Here is a 17842-nt window from a genome sequence, read left to right as displayed (position 1 = left end):
CCATCAAGGAAGAGAAGGAGAACACCATGAGTACCAATTCAGACCATCACCCACACACCATCAATGGCAGGGTTGCGCTCCGCAACGGAAAAGGTGATCTACCGGTAGTCGATATCACGGCAGTGGGTGCAACAGCGAGCGTTGCACTGCAGGGTGCTCACCTGCTCAGCTGGATTCCTGAAGGTGGTGCAGAGGTGATCTGGGTCTCAGAGGATGCCAAGTTTGCACCCGGAAAATCGGTGCGTGGTGGTGTGCCTATCTGCTGGCCGTGGTTCGGTCCACATACCTTAGAGTTGTCATATCCGGCGCACGGTTTTGCACGCACCATTGATTGGGAGTTGAGTGGCAGTGCATTACTCGAGAGCGGTGAGGTCGAGCTAACACTGCGCCCGATGTTGAACTCGCAAGCAAAGAGTCAGTGGCCCCATGCAACTGAGCTTGAGTACCGTATTGCGGTAGGCAAGCAGTTGAGATTCGCACTGACCACACGTAATGAGGGTAGCGATGCATTCACCATAGGTCAGGCATTGCACACCTATTTTGCTGTGGGCGATGCGAGTCAGATAAGCATTGGTGGACTTGATGGCTGTCCCTACCTCGACAAGGTGGATGGTTTTGAACGCAAACAGCAGTCGGGTGATGTGAGCATCAGCGAAGAGACCGATCGGATCTATCTCGAGTCGTCGATCGATTGTACGATCGATGATCCCGCCCTGCAGCGACGTATACGTATCAACAAGAGTGGCAGCAACTCCACCATCGTCTGGAATCCCTGGATCGAGACGGCCGAGAAGATGGGTGATCTGGGTGAGAATGGCTATCTGAAAATGGTCTGCGTCGAGAGCGCCAACGCAGCCGATGATGTGGTTACGATTGATCCAGGTGGTGAACACACCTTACAGATTGTCTATAGCGTTGAGTCGCTGGTTTAACGGTTCTATTGCCAGGTTGAGATCTCGATAGCGAGGTTTTGATCATCATTACCAAACCAGATATCACCATCCTGAATGGTGGTGTGTAGTTGCATGTTGCGCTCGGCAAGTGTTCCCAGCGTCTTGCAGCTCTCTGGTGCGACCGAATAGATGCTAAGGTTTTTAATTCCTGCCGCCTTTGCCTTTAACTGTTCCCACCATAGCTCAGCACTGTGACCGCTGTAGCAGTAGATGATCACCTGTTTAGAGCGACCGCAGGCTTGGCGAATGCGTTTCTCATCGGGTTGCCCCAACTCTATCCACTCATCAATCGCGCCGGTCAGATCCATGCGCCACAGGTCAGGTTCATCGTCGGTACTGATTCCCTTGGTAAAGGTGAGCGCCTCATCGGCGTGCCGGGCGAAGGCGAGTAGTCGCAGCATCATTCGCTCATCGGTTTCTGAAGGGTGACGAGCGATGGTCAGCTCGTGCCCCTGGTAGTAGTTGCGGTCCATGTCGGTGATCTGTAGTGAAGCCTTAAAAATGGTTGCCTTGATGGCCATGAATTAATCCTCTCTGACGCGACCACGTAGTGCCTTGTGTTTGCCATGTTTGGCCTTACTGTCGAGTCGACGTTTCTGTGAGTTCTTTGATGGTTTGGTCGGACGACGTTTTTTCTGTGTGACCATCGCTGCCTTGATGATTTCCCTGAGACGTTCCAGTGCATCATCACGATTCTTTTCCTGAGTGCGAAAGCGTTGCGCCTTGATCACAATAACGCCATCGCTATTGATGCGCCGATCGCGTTGCACCAATAACCGCTCTTTATAGATTTCAGGAAGCGATGAGCCTCTGATATCGAAGCGCAGATGGATCGCCGAGGAGACCTTGTTAACGTTCTGACCACCCGCGCCCTGGGCGCGGATGGCTGTCAGTTCGATCTCCTCCTCTGGGATCGTGACGCTATTGCTGATGGTTAACGGTGCCATGAGACTATCCCTGCTCCTTGAATCTTTTCGACTCAGTCAGGACCGACCGATAGTAGCGTGTCAGGTTGCGATCGTGATCACGCCTCTCAGCCAGAGTGGCGCTATTGAAGGCCTGCTCACGAAGCAGCTTCTGATAGCTGGAGAGTCGACGTGCATCGATGCTGCCTGCGTCAATTGTTGCCTGTATGGCACAGCCGGGTTCCGAATGATGTTGGCAGTCGGAGAAGCGACACTGCTGCGCGAGTGTGTGCAGTTCGGCAAAGGTCTCTTCTACCCCCTCCTCACAGTCGACCAGTTGTAGCTCTCGCATACCCGGTGTGTCGAGCAACAGTCCACCAGAGTTTAATAGATGTAGCGAACGTCCAGTGGTTGTATGCCGACCTTTGCTGTCATCTTCGCGTATCGAGGCGGTCGCCTGAGTGGTTGTGCCAGAGAGCGTATTGATTAACGTCGACTTGCCGACACCTGATGAGCCGAGCAGTGCAACGGTCTGCCCACTACCACACCAGGACTCAAGCGTAGCCGTACTGCTGTGATCGAGACTATTTACTGTAACAACCGATAGTAGTGGATCGAGCGCTTCAACCTGATCACGGTAGTTATCGACATCGTCACAGAGATCAGATTTGCTCAACACCACGACCGCCTCGACGTCATTCTGCTTAGCCAGTGACAGGTAACGCTCAATACGACTGAGACTGAAGTCCTGGTTGAGCGAGGTGACGATAAAGAGCGTATCGATATTGGCAGCAATCAGTTGACGTTCAACCTTGCTGCCCGCCGCCTTGCGTGAAAAGAGTGAACGACGTTCGAGCAGTCGCTGAAAGCTTCCATCGCTGCCGAGCAGTAGCCAGTCGCCAACGGTGATCGGTGGCAGATTGGGTGTTACCGATAGCGTGCGCTGTCCGTCAACGGTGAACAGTGAGATCTGTGAACGCTGATAGCTAGCAACACGGGCAAAGATAGAGGGTTCCCACTCCTCGAGTGAGATCTGTTGCTGGAAAAATGGTTGCCAGCCCAGTTGGGCGAGCGAGTATTGATTTGACATAAGAACCCCTGGCGCGGTTGTGCGCCGAGTAGATTTACTCTTGAGGGGCGTTGGTCTGCCCCGGTCCAGAGACCGGGCAAGGAGCAGTAGCGATTTGTTACTTGCTGGTTGCCCGGAAGGTGTTGATTACAATCATGAGTACCCTCCGTAATTAAGTCTGTTTCGAATTGTGGGAGATGCTAGCAGAGCGGTTATCTCACCGCAATAAGTGCTGGTGAGACGAACTCCTGATGTTGGATAAAGAAAACCCTGAGCGTATCAGCGATAAAACTGATAGCTATTTTTCCCGGTATTCTTGACGCAATACATCGCCTCATCGGCAAGCTTTAGCAGTAGGTCTGAATTGTCCGTGTCGTCGGGATAGATAGCGATGCCGATGCTGGCACCAATGACGGCCTCTTCGTCTCCAAGTTGGAATGGTTGCGACAGGGCGTGGATCAGCTTGGCGGCGATATGGGTGATGCTCTCTCTGTTGTCGAGACCAAACAGGACAACAACAAACTCGTCGCCACCAATGCGTGCGACCGTATCGATCTCTCTGACACAGCGGGTGAGTCGTTTACTGACATTGACCAGGAGTGCATCATCGGCTTCGTGTCCCAACGTGTCGTTAACACCCTTAAAACCATCGAGATCAATAAACAGGACGGCCGCACGATTATTATCACGTTTGGCCGTTGCGGCAGCGGTTTTGATTCGGTCAAGACAGAGTCGGCGTGATGGCAATCCTGTGAGCGTATCGTGATTGGCAATGTGTTTAAGTTGTTCCTCGGCAATTCGACGCTCACTGATATCGTGGATGACGGCACTGAAATATTGTTTACCATCCTGTTTCCAGGTACCCAGTGATAGCTCAATCGGAAACTCTTCGCCGCCTTTTTTCAGTCCATGAACCTCAACAGTTCTATCCATGACACGCGTCAATTGACCGCTGACTGCATTGGCCAAACCTTGTTTATGCTGAGACCGGTATCTCTCGGGCATAACCTGAGTGAGAGGTTTTCCAATAACTTCAGATTCTGAATAACCAAATGTCCGCTCAGCGGCTGGGTTCCAGGTGACCACGTTGCCCAGGTGATCGACGGTGATGATCATTGCTATAGAGGAGGTGTTGGTAATGGACCTGAAGCGTTGTTCACGATGTCTCAAGGCTTCCTCGGCGTGTTGGCGAACCGTGATTTCGTTGCGTAGATCTTCTGTCCTTGAAGCAACAGTCTCTTCCAGATGTTCATTAACGTGGCGTAATTTTTCCTGTGCCTTCTCTTCACGCACCCAGGCAGTGGCCAGACGCCATGAGCCGAAAAATAGACCGCCAACAAGGGCTATCGTGACCAGGACCAGCGAATGTGCTGTAGCACGGTATTGGTCGGTGGGGAGCAGGAGCACAGCTTTCCAGTAGTAATCCCTGCTAGCGAGTTCGGAACGACTCGCAGCAAATGTCTCATTTGTGCCAGTGCTTGTTTTCTGCCCCTCGATCAGGGGATAGATCGTGTTAAAGGTCCACAGCCCATGCTGGTCCTTAAATTGACCCTCTTCGGTCGCGTTGATCTGTTGCCATGCAGCCGTATACAGAGCGGGGAGTGATAGATCGGGTTCGTTAAACATAAAGCCCCACTCGGCATTGCTGTTTGAACCTTTCAACCAATAACCATCTCGATTGATCAGCCAGGTATGAGAGTCGGTATCACTCATGGCTTGTGAAAAAGCGCGTAATAATTCATTGCCGAAATAGTTTAAAAGGATAATTCCCCGTTTCTCTCCCTCGTGGTTAAAAACGGGTGTTCCGATGCGGATCACCGGCTTTATAGGCCGTTCAATTTTTCCCTGCTCGATATTCAGATCGAGCGGAGAGATAAAGAACTCACCCCTGTTAAGAGGCAGGGTGTCGGTAAAGTAATAGCGTTTGCGCTTGTTCTGTAACTTGTGTTCAGGAACGCTGATGGGTTCTCCACCGTTGTAATTAATTCTTACCTGTTCCTGACCTTCGGTATCCAGCCAACGGATCTGGTCGTAGATGCCCTTGGTATGAGAGAAGCTCTGCCAATCTTTGATGAGCAGATCTCGATGGCCATTGCCATTGGAGACCATCTCGATGAAGGTCTCCTGTTCGGCAAGAAAGGCGAGATCACGAGTGATCGACTGAACGATTCTCTTGATGGTGTTGGAAGAGACACGAACGGTGGCATCTTCAGAGAGGCGAATGAGTGACAAGTCGGCACTGGTTTCAGACTTGTAGATGGCCGTTGCGCCAGAAATGACGATGATAGCAACTGGCAGGAACAACCAGAGAAGGTGCTTGGCGAAGTTGCTATTTCGGTGCATTACAAATGTATTAGCAGTGGTTTCTGGCAGGGTGTCAGAACCTTGGTAACCCTCAATCTATAGGCTTACCATAACTGCGAAAGGGGGAATATAACAGTAAAGAATATCTTAACTTTCAATCACGATCTGGTCGCGTCCATTCTCCTTTGCCTGATAGAGGAGCTGATCAGCGCGCTTGAGCATCATCTCTGCTGAGTGGTCGTCGGACTTAAGAGTGATCAGCCCTGCAGAGAAGGTGATCTTCAGCGTAACGCTGCCTACGTCAATTGGATTACTGAGACGACTACGCAGGCGCTCAACCATATCATTCGCGAACTCACCACTCGTCTCGGGGAAGAGTACGGCAAACTCCTCACCACCCATGCGGCCAACGATGTCGGTCTTACGTAGCACGGCCTGGCAGGCGTGCGAAAAATAGACCAGCGTCTCGTCACCGATATAGTGACCGTAGCGGTCATTGATTGTCTTGAACCAGTCAAGATCGAGCATCATCATCGACAACGGCCGATGGTAGCGGTGGGCTATTTCTATCTGATGTGCCGCCTCTTCAAGAAAGGCGCGGCGATTAAGGAGCTTGGTGAGGCCATCATACTTGGCCAGCTTGGCCAGTCGCTCCTCGAGTGCTTTACGATCGGTATCATTTCGCGAGATCCCTTCGATACAGATCACTTCACCCGACTCATCGTAGCGGATGTAGGCATTACTGGAGATCCAGACCGACGATTGGTCCTTATGGCGTAGGCACGCTTCAACAAGTTGGGCCTTTCCCTCTCCTTCGGTCAGTGCCTGGACAATCCGTTCCCGGTCGCTGGCATCGCAGTAGAAATCAACCATTGGCCTGCCGATCATCTCCTCAGGCGTGTAACCGATCACCTCATGGCAGGAGGGCGACATCAGGGTGATGACGCCGTTCATGTCGGTGCGATAGAAGACATCCGGCATGTTGTTGAGGATCGATTCTATATCGGCCTGTGAGTGTTCAAGGGCTGCACGGGTCTGAACGGCATCGGTAATATCCTGCAGTGAACCGATTAATGTAGTGGAGTGTTCATCGTCCTGTGTGAGACCGACACGCATATTTACCTCGCGCACCTCGCCGCTTTTAGTGACGATCCTGAAACTGTATTCACTCTCAACCTGCTCACCCATCAGCCGTGCCTTGTAACGCGCGGCTACCAGAGGTTGATCCTCTTCAAAAACGAAATCTAGAATCGGCTGGCCAATGATATCCAGTTCCGAATATCCAAACAGATCGGTGACCCGCTGGTTAACAAAGATGAAACACCCCTCTTCGACAGCGAAGACGGCATCCTGTAGGTGGTTGGTCAGGGCAATGAGTATCTGTGTGGAGAGTCCGTTTGAGTTCATGGTTTACCTGCCGTGGTATGACCAGAGGGGTATATCCCCCTTTATTATTCGATTCTATTAATTAACGGCAGTATATAAGAATTAATTTAAAAACACCCTTAACCTGTCGGTGTGTGTGGATATAGCTGAGAAAAATAACGAAATTACAGCATCTGTTATCGCGGTGTGCAGTTACGAGGGTGATGTTATGGCTATTTAAATAACACCATAGATCTCAGATCTTCATCGGTGACTCGTTGAATTCACTATTAGCACCGATCTCAATATTCAAATCAAGGTCGTCTCGGTGGCTGTTATTAGTGGGAAAATTGTCGGGTGAAAATCAAAGATCAAATACCCCTTAATCTTCTAGGGTGGAGGGCTGCCATACCCTACTGATAGACTCGCCTATCTGATCTATAAAAAAAGCGTGATATGAGTCACCACCACTCGGAGCGGGAGCCGCTCTCGTCCGAAACCAAACAAGCGTTGATCGATGCGTTGCGCAGGATCGTTCCTGCAGATGGATTGTTAACCGATGAAGAGTCGCTGCACCCCTATGAGTGCGATGGCCTCTCCGCCTATCGTCGTCTGCCGCTGCTGGTGGTGCTGCCGACTGAGGTGACGCAGGTCGAGGCGATTCTTAAACTCTGTAATGAACTCGATGTCCCGGTTGTGGCTCGCGGTGCCGGTACCGGTCTCTCTGGCGGTGCACTGCCGTTTGAAGAGGGCATTTTGCTCTCGTTGGCACGCTTTAATCAGATTCTCGATATCGACCCGCAGCGTCGCACGGCGCGGGTGCAGCCGGGGGTGCGTAACCTCGCCATCTCCGAAGCGGTTGCACCGCATGGTCTCTACTACGCACCCGATCCCTCTTCACAGATCGCCTGCACCATCGGCGGCAATGTGGCGGAGAACGCCGGGGGTGTGCACTGCCTTAAATATGGCCTGACGGTTCACAACATTCAGCAGATCAAGGTGATCACCATTGAGGGCGAACTGCTGGAGATCGGTGGCAACGGGCTCGATAGTGCGGGTTACGATCTACTAGCGCTGATGACCGGTTCCGAGGGGATGCTGGGTGTGATCGTCGAGGTGACGGTGAAGCTGTTGCCGCGTCCGGAGCGTGCCCAGGTGGTACTGGCCGCCTTTGACGATATTGCCAAAGCGGGCGGTGCAGTGGGTGCGATCATCGCCGCCGGAATTATTCCCGGCGGACTGGAGATGATGGACAAGCTGGCGATCCAGGCGGCGGAGGATTTCGTCCACGCCGGCTATCCGCGTGATGCAGATGCGATCCTGCTCTGCGAACTCGATGGCACCAACGAAGAGGTCTCGGCCCACATATTAAAGGTGCGTGAAATTCTCAAGCAGAGCGGCGCCACCGAGGTGCGTACCGCCGTCGATGAGGCGGAGCGCATCGCATTCTGGAAGGGACGAAAGATGGCCTTCCCCGCTGTCGGCCGTCTCGCCCCCGACTACTACTGCATGGATGGCACCATCCCACGCAAGCGGCTGCCTGAGGTGCTGGCGGCGATGGCCGATCTCTCCAAACAGTATGAGCTGCCGATCGCCAACGTCTTCCACGCCGGTGACGGTAATCTCCATCCGCTGATTCTCTACGATGCCAATACACCGGGTGAACTGCAGCGCACCGAGGAGCTGGGCGGCAAGATCCTCGAACTCTGTGTCGCGGTTGGCGGCACCATTACCGGCGAACACGGTGTCGGCATGGAGAAGATCGATCAGATGTGTGTGCAGTTCCAGCCGCTGGAGCTGAGCCAGTTTCATGCAGTTAAAGAGGCGTTCGACCCTAAACGCCTGCTCAATCCTGGCAAGGCGGTGCCGACGCTGCACCGTTGTGCCGAGTTCGGTGCCATGCATGTGCATAACGGTGAGCTCCCCTTCCCCGAGCTGGAGCGCTTCTGATGGCCAGTGGTGATATCGCAGAGGAGTTGCAGTGCCGCGTCACAGAGGCGGGTGCAGAGGGTAGAGTGCTCGAGCTACTCGGTGGTGGCAGCAAACGGTTTTATGGGTGTGAGCCGAGAGGCGAGCAGTTAGCGCTGACCGCACATAGCGGCATCGTTAGTTACGAGCCGACCGAACTGACCATCACCGCCCGCGGTGGTACACCGCTGCGGGAGATCGAAGCGGCGCTGTTGGCCGCGAATCAGATGCTCCCCTTCGAGCCGCCCCACTTCGATGAAACGGCCACCCTTGGCGGCACCATCGCCTGCAACCTCTCCGGACCACGCCGTCCCTATGCCGGCGCGGCACGTGATCTGGTGCTCGGCTGCAAACTGCTCAATGGCAAGGGCGAGATCCTTAGCTTCGGCGGTGAGGTGATGAAAAATGTCGCGGGCTACGATCTCTCGCGACTGATGGCTGGTGCGCTCGGTACCCTTGGCATCCTGCTTGAGGTCTCGCTCAAGGTTCTGCCCCGCCCCGAGGATGAGGTGACGCTTCGTTTCGATGGTTTGAGTACCAAACAGGCACTGGCCAGAATCCACCAGCTCTCGCAGCAGCCACTGCCCATCTCAGCCAGTGCCATCGACGATGACGGTCTCGTGATCCGTCTGAGTGGCACGCCCGAGGGTGTCGCCGCTGCGTGTCATGCGGTGGAAGGCGAGTGGCTCAACCCTGCGGTAGCAGACGGTTGGTGGCAGGCACTACGCGAGCAGCAGCACGATTTCTTCAACAGCGAGCAACCGTTGTGGCGTCTCTCGATCGGCTCCGATACACCACCACTCGATATCGAGGGTGAGTGGCTCTACGAGTGGGGCGGCGCACAGCGTTGGCTGCTGAGCAGTGCGCGCGCTGAGACGATCTTCGATGCCGCTGCCAAGGCGGGTGGTCATGCTACCGCCTATCGAAACCATACTGATCACTCTGCGCCGTTCCAGCCGCTGCCCACTGCAGTGATGGCTCTGCACCGTCGTCTCAAACAGAGTTTTGATCCGCACGGGATTCTCAATCCTGGCCGCCTCTACGCGGAGCTCTGATCGATGCAGACGCGGATGGCACAACAGTTTCTCGAAACAGCTCAGGGTGCGGAGGCCGATACGATTCTGCGCAGCTGTGTCCACTGCGGTTTCTGTACCGCTACCTGCCCCACCTACCAGCTGCTCGGTGATGAACTCGACGGTCCGCGTGGACGTATCTATCTGATTAAGCAGCTGCTGGAGGGGAACGAAGCGACCACAACGACTCAACTGCACCTCGATCGTTGCCTTACCTGTCGTAGCTGTGAGACCACCTGCCCCTCCGGAGTGCGTTACGGACGACTGCTCGATATTGGGCGCAGTGTTGTGGAGCAGCAGGTGAAGCGGCCTGTGCTGGAACGTTTCAAGCGCTGGTTGCTGCGCGGTGTGCTCCCCTATCCCACCCGTTTTGAAGCACTGCTGCAAGCTGTTTGGCTCTTCCGCGAGACCTTGCCGAAGCGGCTACGCAAGAAGATACCGCTGGTGAAGAGGATCAAAATACCGAAGGTGGAGAACCACCCACGCAAGATGCTGCTGCTGGCGGGTTGTGTGCAGTCGGTGGTTACGCCAGAGACCAGTGCGGCGGCACTGCGCGTTTTTGATCGGCTTGGTATCGAGTTGATCCGTGCCGAGGGGGCGGGCTGTTGCGGTGCGCTGAGTCATCACCTCTCGGCCGAGCAGGAGGCGCTCAATTTTATGCGCCGTAACATCGATGCCTGGTGGCCCCATATTGAGATGGGGGCCGAGGCGCTGCTGATCGGTGCCAGCGGCTGCGGCGTAACGGTGAAACAGTATGGCGAGCTGCTCAAGCACGACCCCGATTACGCCGAGAAGGCGGCTCAGGTGAGTGCAATGGCGGCGCTCTTCAGCGAGGCGCTGCAGCGTGAACCGGCCGAGGCGCTGGGTTCACTGCTCGAGGGTGTCGGCCGTGGGCGACGCATCGCCTTCCACAGCCCCTGCACCCTGCAGCACGGCCAGAAGCTGACCGGACTGGTGGAGTCGATTCTCACCCGCGCCGGTTTCGAGTTGACTGAAATTGCCGACTCACACCTCTGCTGCGGCTCGGCCGGTTCCTACTCGCTGCTGCAGCCGAAGCTCTCGCAGCAGCTGCTCGATAACAAGGTGGAGAACCTAGAGCGCGGCATGCCAGAGCTGATTGTTACCGCCAATATCGGTTGCCAGATGCACATCGGCAGTCAGGCTGAAGTGCCGGTGAAGCACTGGATTGAACTGTTCGACGAAATGCCCTGATATTTACCGGGTGAAAAGACAGAATGTTTGTGTCAGGATTTGCCCCCAGCTTTTGTAGAAGTTTAAGAATTCATGAACATAGAGAAGGACAACAAGATGACTGAGCGTACCTTTCACCCACCCCAGCGAACCCTGATGGGCCCCGGCCCCTCCGATGTGAGCCCGCGTGTTCTGGAGGCGATGTGCCGCCCCACCATCGGCCACCTCGATCCCGTCTTCGTCGCGATGATGGATGAGTTGAAGGGGATGCTGCAGTACGCCTTCCAGACCAATAACCAGATGACCATGCCCGTTTCGGCACCCGGCTCGGCCGGTATGGAGAGCTGCTTTGCCAACCTGGTTGAGGCGGGTGACCAGGTCGTGGTGGCGCAGAACGGCGTCTTCGGCGGTCGCATGAAGGAGAACGTTGAGCGCTGCGGTGGCACGGCGATCATGGTCGAGGATGAGTGGGGCACCGCGATCGATCTCAATAAGGTCGAGGATGCGCTCAAGGCGAATCCCGATGCCAAGGTGCTCGCCTTTGTCCATGCCGAAACCTCAACGGGTGCACAGTCCGATGCCAAGGGCCTTGCTGAGCTGGCGCGTAAATATAACTGCCTGAGCATCGCCGATACCGTTACCTCACTCGGCGGTACACCACTGCTGGTCGATGAGTGGGGGCTCGATGCGGTCTACTCCGGCACGCAGAAGTGCCTCTCCTGCACCCCTGGCCTCTCGCCAGTCACCTTCAGTGAGCGTGCGCTTGAGCACATCAAGGGGCGTGAGACCAAGGTGCAGAGCTGGTTCCTTGATCTCAATCTGGTGATGGGTTACTGGGGTGAGGGTGCCAAGCGTGCCTACCACCACACCGCACCGATCAATGCACTTTATGCGTTGCACGAGTCGTTGCTGATCCTCAAAGAGGAGGGTCTGGAGAACTCATGGGCACGTCACAAACACTACCACATGGCACTGCGTGCAGGCCTTGAGGCGTTGGGTCTGGAGTTTGTCGTGGCTGAGGCGGATCGTCTGCCACAGCTCAATGCGGTGAAGATTCCTGAAGGGATCGCTGATGCGGTGGTACGTGGCAAGCTACTTAACGACTACAGCCTCGAGATTGGTGCGGGCCTCGGTCCGATGGCGGGCAAGGTATGGCGTATCGGTCTGATGGGCCACGCCGCCAATGCGAAAAATGTGCGTCTCTGTCTCAGTGCACTCGACAACGTGTTGAGTGGTCTGGGTGCGGGTCACAGCCGTGGCGCAGCAATCGAGGCGGCGGAGAAGGTACTTTCTGCCGGCTGATTTCTGCCGACTCCGTCACAGAAAAGACCGCCCGTGTGGCGGTTTTTTTTTGGGCGCAAGGAAGTGTGACCGATGTACACACGCTTAAAGAGGTACTTCTATTAGTTTCGGTTTAGTGCAACAGCAATATGCGGAACCGATGATCGACGAGAGAGAAGAGCGAGGGAGTGCGCAGCCGCAGAGTAGTTCGGGTGTGGCGGTTAGGCTTGCTCTCAAGGGCGGGTTGCTATTGCTGGTTGTGGTAGCACTTGCACTGCTCTTCTTACTCGGTGGCTTCGAAGGCGGCAGCCTGATGGAGAAGTTCAAGTGGGGTGAAGATAAGCGAGAGGATAGTGCCACGGTTCAGTTTGCCAAGCATCTGGTCCGACCGCTTGATGGTGAAACCGATGCAGCCGCCTATCGTAATATCGCAGGACTCAATCAAGTCGATAAGCATGTGGGAACTGCTAGGGTTGCGATTGCCCCGGTTACCGTCAATGTCGATGAGCAGGGAGAGCATTATCTGACGGTGACAGTGATCGTGACCGCCAAAGACGCCTCTCAACGCAAGCTGATTAAACGACATCGACCGGCGATTCAGTCGGCAGTGATGATGCTGTTAACCGATTTTGTAAAACGCCACGCCATTGAAGATCACATCAGTGAGCAGGATCAGGAGACCTTCAGGGTCGAAGCGCTCTCCGCCGTGAAGCGACAGTTGATAAAAACGGCCGGTAGTACGCTGGTTGCCGAGATCGAGATATCACGGCTCGAACTCTACTGACACCACCCGTGTCGTCTCAAAAGGCTCGACCGAGCCGCTAGGGTTATCTACGTCGATTGCTTATACAATTGTTTACGATCCCCAGTTAAGTTCCCGACTGTTTTTGTATAGAATAAGATTTGTAGGGGATTTCAGTGCAGCTGCACGCTTTGAATACTAAGAATTAATAAACAATGTATCGATCAACAGGCTGGAAGAGAGGATTGTTCTCAATCGCCATCACTTTGATGGCGCTCTTCTCTGCGTTTCCGCTTGCTGCGGCTGAGGAGAATCCGACATCTCAGCGTTTAATAGCCGCTGTTCCCGAATCGTTCCCCCCCTACTACAAGTTGGATAGAGAGGGTCGCCCAACAGGGTTTGCCATCGATGTAATGGATGCCGTGGCCGCCGAAGCGGATCTGCAGATCGAATACCGTGTCATGCCCACATGGAAAGAGGTGTTTGCAGCCGCGAAGGTGGGCGGGGTTGATCTGATCCCCAACGTTGGTGCAACAGAGAGCCGTCGCTCATTCCTCGATTTCACCGCCTCCGTCGAGACCTTCCCGATTTCGATCTTTATCCGTAGTGAGAGCAAGGCGTCGATCCAGACGGTGGATGATCTCATTGAGCGAAGTGTGGGTGTGGTGAAATCGAATGTCGGCGCCAAGATCGTTGCTAAACGCGACGATCTTAACGCGACCCAGTACGAGAGTTTTGAGCAGGCGCTCTTTGCACTTCTTTCGGGCCAGCTCGATGCGCTGATCTATCCGGGACCCGTAGGCTGGAAACTGGCGACCGAGGCGAAGCAGGAGCGTGCACTGGCGACTACAGCTGCACCACTCACAGAGATCAAACGGGTGATAGGAGTGCGCAAGGGTGAGGCGCAGTTGCTGACCACGCTGAATGAGGTGGTTTCAGCGTTTGTGACTTCAGCGGAGTATCGAACCATCTACCATCGTTGGTTTGCAGCGCCGCCCCCCTTCTGGACCAAAGAGCTGCTGCTGTGGGTATTTGCAGCCATATTTATCACCACACTGCTGCTGTTTGGAGTCTGGCGACACCGTACCCTGGTCGCCATCAAGAATGACCTGAGCAGAGAGGTTCAGCAGCGAACCCATGCACTCGAAGAGCGAGTTGAGGCGCATCAGCGAGCAGAGGCCTCACTGGCGGAGAGTGAGGCGCGTGCCCGTTCAATTATCGAGAACAGTGCTGACGGCATCGTTACGATCGATCCACGTGGATTAATTCAGATTATCAATCCGGCTGCCTGCGCCATGTTTGGTTATCGCGAAGCGCAAGTGGTTGGGCAGAACGTCAATATGCTGCTGCCGAAGGATGAGCGTGCCGCACATGACGACTATGTGCACAACTCCGATCTGCATGAGCCGCGTATTATCAATAAGGCGCGGGATCTATTTGGTCAGCACAGCGATGGGCGTCAATTCCCCATGGAGCTCAACGTCTCCGGTATCGATATAGCGGGTGGACGGATGTATGTCGGCATCATGCGCGATATCACCGAACGAAAACATGCCGAGGATCAACTGCGCAGTGCCAAGTTTGAGGCGGAGTCCGCCAATGAGGCGAAGTCGAGTTTCCTCTCATCAATGAGTCACGAGCTACGTACCCCGCTCAATGCCATCCTGGGTTTCAGTCAGCTGCTTGAGAGTGATCCAGAGTCACCACTCAATGAGGATCAACTCGAATCGCTCACCTACATCAGTAAGGCGGGTGAACACCTGCTAGAGCTGATTAATCAGATCCTTGATCTGGCCAAGATAGAGAGTGGAACGCTCTCCCTCTCAATCGAGAATATCAGCGCCAATGATGCGATTGAGAGCTGCCGGGTGATGGCCAACACACTGGCAAAAAAGAGCGGCGTCACCTTTGAGGACAGAACGGCGGGCATCGACCTTCCCCCGCTGCATGCCGACCGTACCCGTATCACCCAGGTGCTACTCAACTTCCTCTCCAACGCGATTAAATATAACCGTGAGGGTGGCAGTGTGGTGCTCGAGAGTGAGGTTATACCAGAGCATTATCTGCGTATCCTGGTGACCGATACTGGACACGGTATTCCCAAGGATCTACTCGATAACCTGTTCCAACCCTTCCACCGACTCAATGCGGAGGGTGGTGAGATTGAGGGGACCGGAATCGGTCTCTCAATTACCAAACAGTTGGTACAGATGATGGGCGGTAATCTCGGTTTCGAAACCGCTGAGGGTAAGGGCTCTACCTTCTGGTTTGAACTTCCGTTGGCAGTCGATGAAGAGCTAGCTAGCGAGAGCACGTTAGTCGGTGCGCACAAAGAGATTAACTATCAGATAGCTGCGAATGTGGACCACGAATATACGGTGCTCTACGTTGAAGATAATCCAGCCAATCTACGTCTGATAGAACGTCTGATGAAGAAGGTGGAACACGTCGGTCTGGTTTCAGCCAGCAATGCAGAAGATGGGCTGGAGCTGGCCCGAAGTCTGTTGCCCAACTTGATCCTGATGGATGTTAACCTTCCGGGCATGAGCGGTATCGAGGCACTGCACGAGCTGCGGCGAGATGCCCTAACTGAGAAGATTCCGGTGATTGCGATCAGTGCCGCCGCCCTGCCGGGTAATATCGAAAAGGGTCTCAACGAGGGTTTCGACGAGTATCTGACCAAGCCGATCGATGTGAATGAGGTACTGAGGGTGATCAGTCAGGTCATCGACAAGGAATAAAAACCAACTGGCGTAGATAATCTGTTAAGCTGCGCCACCTCCGACGCACTCCGGTCTGCGTCGATCTACATGACCATCCGGTTATTCTAGAAGTTTTCCAAGTTATTCAGCCTGGACCGGCCCGCTTAGATTTGAGACGGGTAGGCTCATCAGGAGCAATCCAAAAAATGTCATTTGATAGTCTCGGTCTCTCGGCCGAAATCGTTCGTGCGGTCACCGAAAATGGTTACACCGAAGCAACGCCTGTGCAGAAGCAGGCCATCCCCATTATTCTCGCTGGCAAAGATATTATGGCTGGCGCACAGACCGGCACCGGCAAGACCGCCGGTTTCACCCTGCCGATGCTGCAACGCCTCACCGAAGAGGCGCAGGGCAAGGGGCAGCGCCCGGTGCGTGCGCTGGTACTCACACCCACCCGAGAGCTGGCCGCACAGGTCCACGAAAGTGTGGTGACCTACGGTAAACACCTGCCACTGAGGAGTGCCGTTATCTTTGGTGGGGTGAAGATCAACCCACAGATCGAGAAGCTGCGTCGTGGTGTCGATATCCTCGTGGCAACACCGGGGCGTCTGCTCGACCATGCCGGTCAGCGTACCGTTGACCTCTCCAAGGTCGATATCCTGATCCTGGATGAGGCGGATCGCATGCTCGACATGGGCTTCATTCACGATATCCGCAAGGTTTTCGCCCTGCTACCTAAGGACCGCCAGACCCTGCTCTTCTCGGCAACCTTCTCCTCCGAGATCAAACGCCTCGCCGACGGCATCCTGCGCAAACCCGAGCTGATCGAGGTGGCGCGTCGTAACACCGCCTCGGAACTGGTCGAGCAGGTCGTGCATCCGGTCGATCGTGAGCGTAAGCGCGAGCTGCTCTCGCAGCTGGTTGGCGAGGGTAACTGGCAGCAGGTGCTGGTCTTCACCCGCACCAAACACGGTGCCAACCGCCTCTCCCAGCAGCTCGAGCGTGATGGCATCACCTCCGCCGCGATCCACGGCAACAAGAGCCAGGGCGCGCGTACCCGTGCACTGGCCAACTTCAAGAGTGGTGAGGTTCGTGTGCTGGTAGCAACCGATATTGCCGCACGCGGGCTCGATATCGACCAGCTCCCCCACGTGGTCAACTTCGAACTGCCCAACGTGCCGGAGGACTACGTGCACCGCATCGGTCGTACCGGCCGTGCCGGTAATGAGGGCGAGGCGATGTCACTGGTCTGCGTCGATGAGCTAAAACTGCTGCGTGATATTGAGCGTCTGATCAAACGTGAGCTGCCGAAGGTGGTGATCGACGGTTATGAACCCGATCCGACCATCAAGGCAGAACCGATCATGAAGCGCCGTGGGCAGAACCAGAATCAGGGGCGTCGTGGACAGGGGCGTGGTGCGGGCGGCGGTGGCAATCGCCCTGCCAACCGTTCCGGTCAGAAACGCGGTGGCGGCGGTGGTCGTGGACGCGGTCGTGGCAATCAGGCGTCACGGTCAAGTTGATAGAGGGGGTGAATAACCCTAAAACAGTTAATTTATAAGGACTTATAAATAGCAGAGTCTAATAGTTGGTCTACACTTCTATCACCAAAGCCCTACGGCTAATAAGGAGGTGATAGAGATGTTACAGACGATGCACGATGTTTTACACCCAAGGAACATAGATCCCGATTTCCCGACCGCTCCGGTTACCTGGTCGCGTGATGAGGCGGTCGAAGTGGCAGGCAGTGAAGCGATTAGTCTCTCAGATGAGCACTGGCACGCGATTCGCGCACTACAGGACTACTTCTCCAAGCACGACGGCAAGGTGAATGTACGCGCCCTGCACGATGCACTTGATGAAGAGTTTCATGCCAGTGGAGGTCTTAACTACCTCTACACAATCTTCCCAGGTGGACCGATTGCGCAGGGTTGCAGACTGGCGGGCCTGAAGGCACCGGCAGGCGCAGCCGACAAAAGCTTCGGCAGCGTGGTTTGATCGGCTTCTGATTTGATTGGCTGAATGCAGCCAGGTGGTGATGGGTGCGCCCTTTGGGGCGTGCCCTTTTTATTGGGTGGGTGGTTATTGGTTGGTGGGTTGGGTTTACCGTTGTTGCAGAGTTTCGGCTGATGGTTTCGCCCTGCGCGGTGAGGTACTTTCTCTTAACCGCATAAGAGAAAGTACCCAAAGAGAAATCGCGCGGTACGGGTTATATACATAGGTAACAGATCAGTCCAGGTACATAGGTAACACTTTTCCTATGCTGAAGGCATCCACGAAAAGGAGATG

The 17842-nt window shown here is 54.9% G+C and carries 14 protein-coding genes; 9 read left to right on the top strand and 5 right to left on the bottom strand.

Features of this window, described 5'->3' with window-relative positions; all coding sequences use genetic code 11:
- Positions 1–26: 26 nt before the first annotated feature.
- The gene (locus BOW52_RS07630; protein WP_078483523.1) at positions 27–932 is read left to right on the top strand and encodes a D-hexose-6-phosphate mutarotase; all 906 of its coding nucleotides are present in this window, start codon (positions 27–29) and stop codon (positions 930–932) included.
- A gap of 5 nt (positions 933–937) precedes the next feature.
- Here the strand turns inward: BOW52_RS07630 and BOW52_RS07625 are convergent, their stop codons facing one another.
- From BOW52_RS07625 to BOW52_RS07605, 5 genes are all read right to left on the bottom strand, one after another.
- The gene (locus BOW52_RS07625) at positions 938–1474 is read right to left on the bottom strand and encodes a YaeQ family protein (protein ID WP_078483499.1); all 537 of its coding nucleotides are present in this window, start codon (positions 1472–1474) and stop codon (positions 938–940) included.
- Positions 1475–1477: 3 nt separating this feature from the next.
- Positions 1478–1900 carry an alternative ribosome rescue aminoacyl-tRNA hydrolase ArfB gene (gene arfB / locus BOW52_RS07620; RefSeq protein WP_078483498.1) on the bottom strand — a complete coding sequence of 141 codons (423 nt, stop codon included), beginning with the start codon at positions 1898–1900 and terminating at the stop codon, positions 1478–1480.
- Between the two features lie 4 nt (positions 1901–1904).
- The gene (rsgA, locus tag BOW52_RS07615; RefSeq protein ID WP_078483497.1) at positions 1905–2948 is read right to left on the bottom strand and encodes a ribosome small subunit-dependent GTPase A; all 1044 of its coding nucleotides are present in this window, start codon (positions 2946–2948) and stop codon (positions 1905–1907) included.
- Positions 2949–3206: 258 nt separating this feature from the next.
- Positions 3207–5231: a diguanylate cyclase domain-containing protein gene (locus tag BOW52_RS07610; protein WP_172840237.1), complete on the bottom strand. Its 2025-nt coding sequence runs from the start codon at positions 5229–5231 to the stop codon at positions 3207–3209.
- 147 nt (positions 5232–5378) lie between these two features.
- Positions 5379–6638 (bottom strand): sensor domain-containing diguanylate cyclase, encoded by a 1260-nt coding sequence (locus BOW52_RS07605; protein WP_078483495.1) that lies wholly within the window; start codon positions 6636–6638, stop codon positions 5379–5381.
- Between the two features lie 414 nt (positions 6639–7052).
- On the opposite strand from BOW52_RS07605, the gene BOW52_RS07600 reads away from it, so the two are divergent.
- The 8 genes from BOW52_RS07600 (at position 7053) to BOW52_RS07565 (ending at position 17551) form a co-directional block, all read left to right on the top strand.
- Positions 7053–8546 (top strand): FAD-linked oxidase C-terminal domain-containing protein, encoded by a 1494-nt coding sequence (locus BOW52_RS07600; RefSeq protein WP_078483494.1) that lies wholly within the window; start codon positions 7053–7055, stop codon positions 8544–8546.
- On the top strand, positions 8546–9619 hold the full coding sequence (gene glcE / locus BOW52_RS07595) for a glycolate oxidase subunit GlcE (protein ID WP_078483493.1): 1074 nt from the start codon (positions 8546–8548) through the stop codon (positions 9617–9619). The genes BOW52_RS07600 and glcE overlap by 1 nt, the downstream gene beginning before the upstream one ends.
- A 3-nt stretch (positions 9620–9622) precedes the next feature.
- Positions 9623–10849 carry a glycolate oxidase subunit GlcF gene (gene glcF / locus BOW52_RS07590; protein WP_078483492.1) on the top strand — a complete coding sequence of 409 codons (1227 nt, stop codon included), beginning with the start codon at positions 9623–9625 and terminating at the stop codon, positions 10847–10849.
- A gap of 96 nt (positions 10850–10945) precedes the next feature.
- Positions 10946–12130 (top strand): pyridoxal-phosphate-dependent aminotransferase family protein, encoded by a 1185-nt coding sequence (locus BOW52_RS07585; protein WP_078483522.1) that lies wholly within the window; start codon positions 10946–10948, stop codon positions 12128–12130.
- Between the two features lie 139 nt (positions 12131–12269).
- Entirely contained in the window at positions 12270–12893 is a 624-nt protein-coding gene (locus tag BOW52_RS07580; RefSeq protein WP_078483491.1) for a flagellar basal body-associated FliL family protein, read from the top strand.
- A gap of 173 nt (positions 12894–13066) precedes the next feature.
- The gene (locus BOW52_RS07575) at positions 13067–15592 is read left to right on the top strand and encodes a PAS domain S-box protein (RefSeq protein ID WP_078483490.1); all 2526 of its coding nucleotides are present in this window, start codon (positions 13067–13069) and stop codon (positions 15590–15592) included.
- Between the two features lie 167 nt (positions 15593–15759).
- Complete coding sequence (locus tag BOW52_RS07570) at positions 15760–17076, top strand: DEAD/DEAH box helicase (RefSeq protein ID WP_078483489.1); 1317 nt, start codon at positions 15760–15762, stop codon at positions 17074–17076.
- 118 nt (positions 17077–17194) lie between these two features.
- Positions 17195–17551: a TusE/DsrC/DsvC family sulfur relay protein gene (locus tag BOW52_RS07565; protein ID WP_078483488.1), complete on the top strand. Its 357-nt coding sequence runs from the start codon at positions 17195–17197 to the stop codon at positions 17549–17551.
- Positions 17552–17842 lie beyond the last annotated feature (291 nt).

This window comes from Solemya pervernicosa gill symbiont, from assembly GCF_002020875.1.
GTDB lineage: Bacteria > Pseudomonadota > Gammaproteobacteria.
This window is presented reverse-complemented; position numbering and strand designations above follow the sequence as displayed.

Coding starts and splice junctions, on each gene's coding strand:
- BOW52_RS07580 (WP_078483491.1), top strand. CDS start 12,270: ATGATCGACGAGAGAGAAGAGCGAGGGAGTGCGCAGCCGCAGAGTAGT.
- BOW52_RS07630 (WP_078483523.1), top strand. CDS start 27: ATGAGTACCAATTCAGACCATCACCCACACACCATCAATGGCAGGGTT.
- BOW52_RS07600 (WP_078483494.1), top strand. CDS start 7,053: ATGAGTCACCACCACTCGGAGCGGGAGCCGCTCTCGTCCGAAACCAAA.
- BOW52_RS07605 (WP_078483495.1), bottom strand. CDS start 6,638: ATGAACTCAAACGGACTCTCCACACAGATACTCATTGCCCTGACCAAC.
- BOW52_RS07575 (WP_078483490.1), top strand. CDS start 13,067: ATGTATCGATCAACAGGCTGGAAGAGAGGATTGTTCTCAATCGCCATC.
- BOW52_RS07570 (WP_078483489.1), top strand. CDS start 15,760: ATGTCATTTGATAGTCTCGGTCTCTCGGCCGAAATCGTTCGTGCGGTC.
- glcF (WP_078483492.1), top strand. CDS start 9,623: ATGCAGACGCGGATGGCACAACAGTTTCTCGAAACAGCTCAGGGTGCG.
- glcE (WP_078483493.1), top strand. CDS start 8,546: ATGGCCAGTGGTGATATCGCAGAGGAGTTGCAGTGCCGCGTCACAGAG.
- BOW52_RS07565 (WP_078483488.1), top strand. CDS start 17,195: ATGTTACAGACGATGCACGATGTTTTACACCCAAGGAACATAGATCCC.
- BOW52_RS07585 (WP_078483522.1), top strand. CDS start 10,946: ATGACTGAGCGTACCTTTCACCCACCCCAGCGAACCCTGATGGGCCCC.
- BOW52_RS07625 (WP_078483499.1), bottom strand. CDS start 1,474: ATGGCCATCAAGGCAACCATTTTTAAGGCTTCACTACAGATCACCGAC.
- arfB (WP_078483498.1), bottom strand. CDS start 1,900: ATGGCACCGTTAACCATCAGCAATAGCGTCACGATCCCAGAGGAGGAG.
- rsgA (WP_078483497.1), bottom strand. CDS start 2,948: ATGTCAAATCAATACTCGCTCGCCCAACTGGGCTGGCAACCATTTTTC.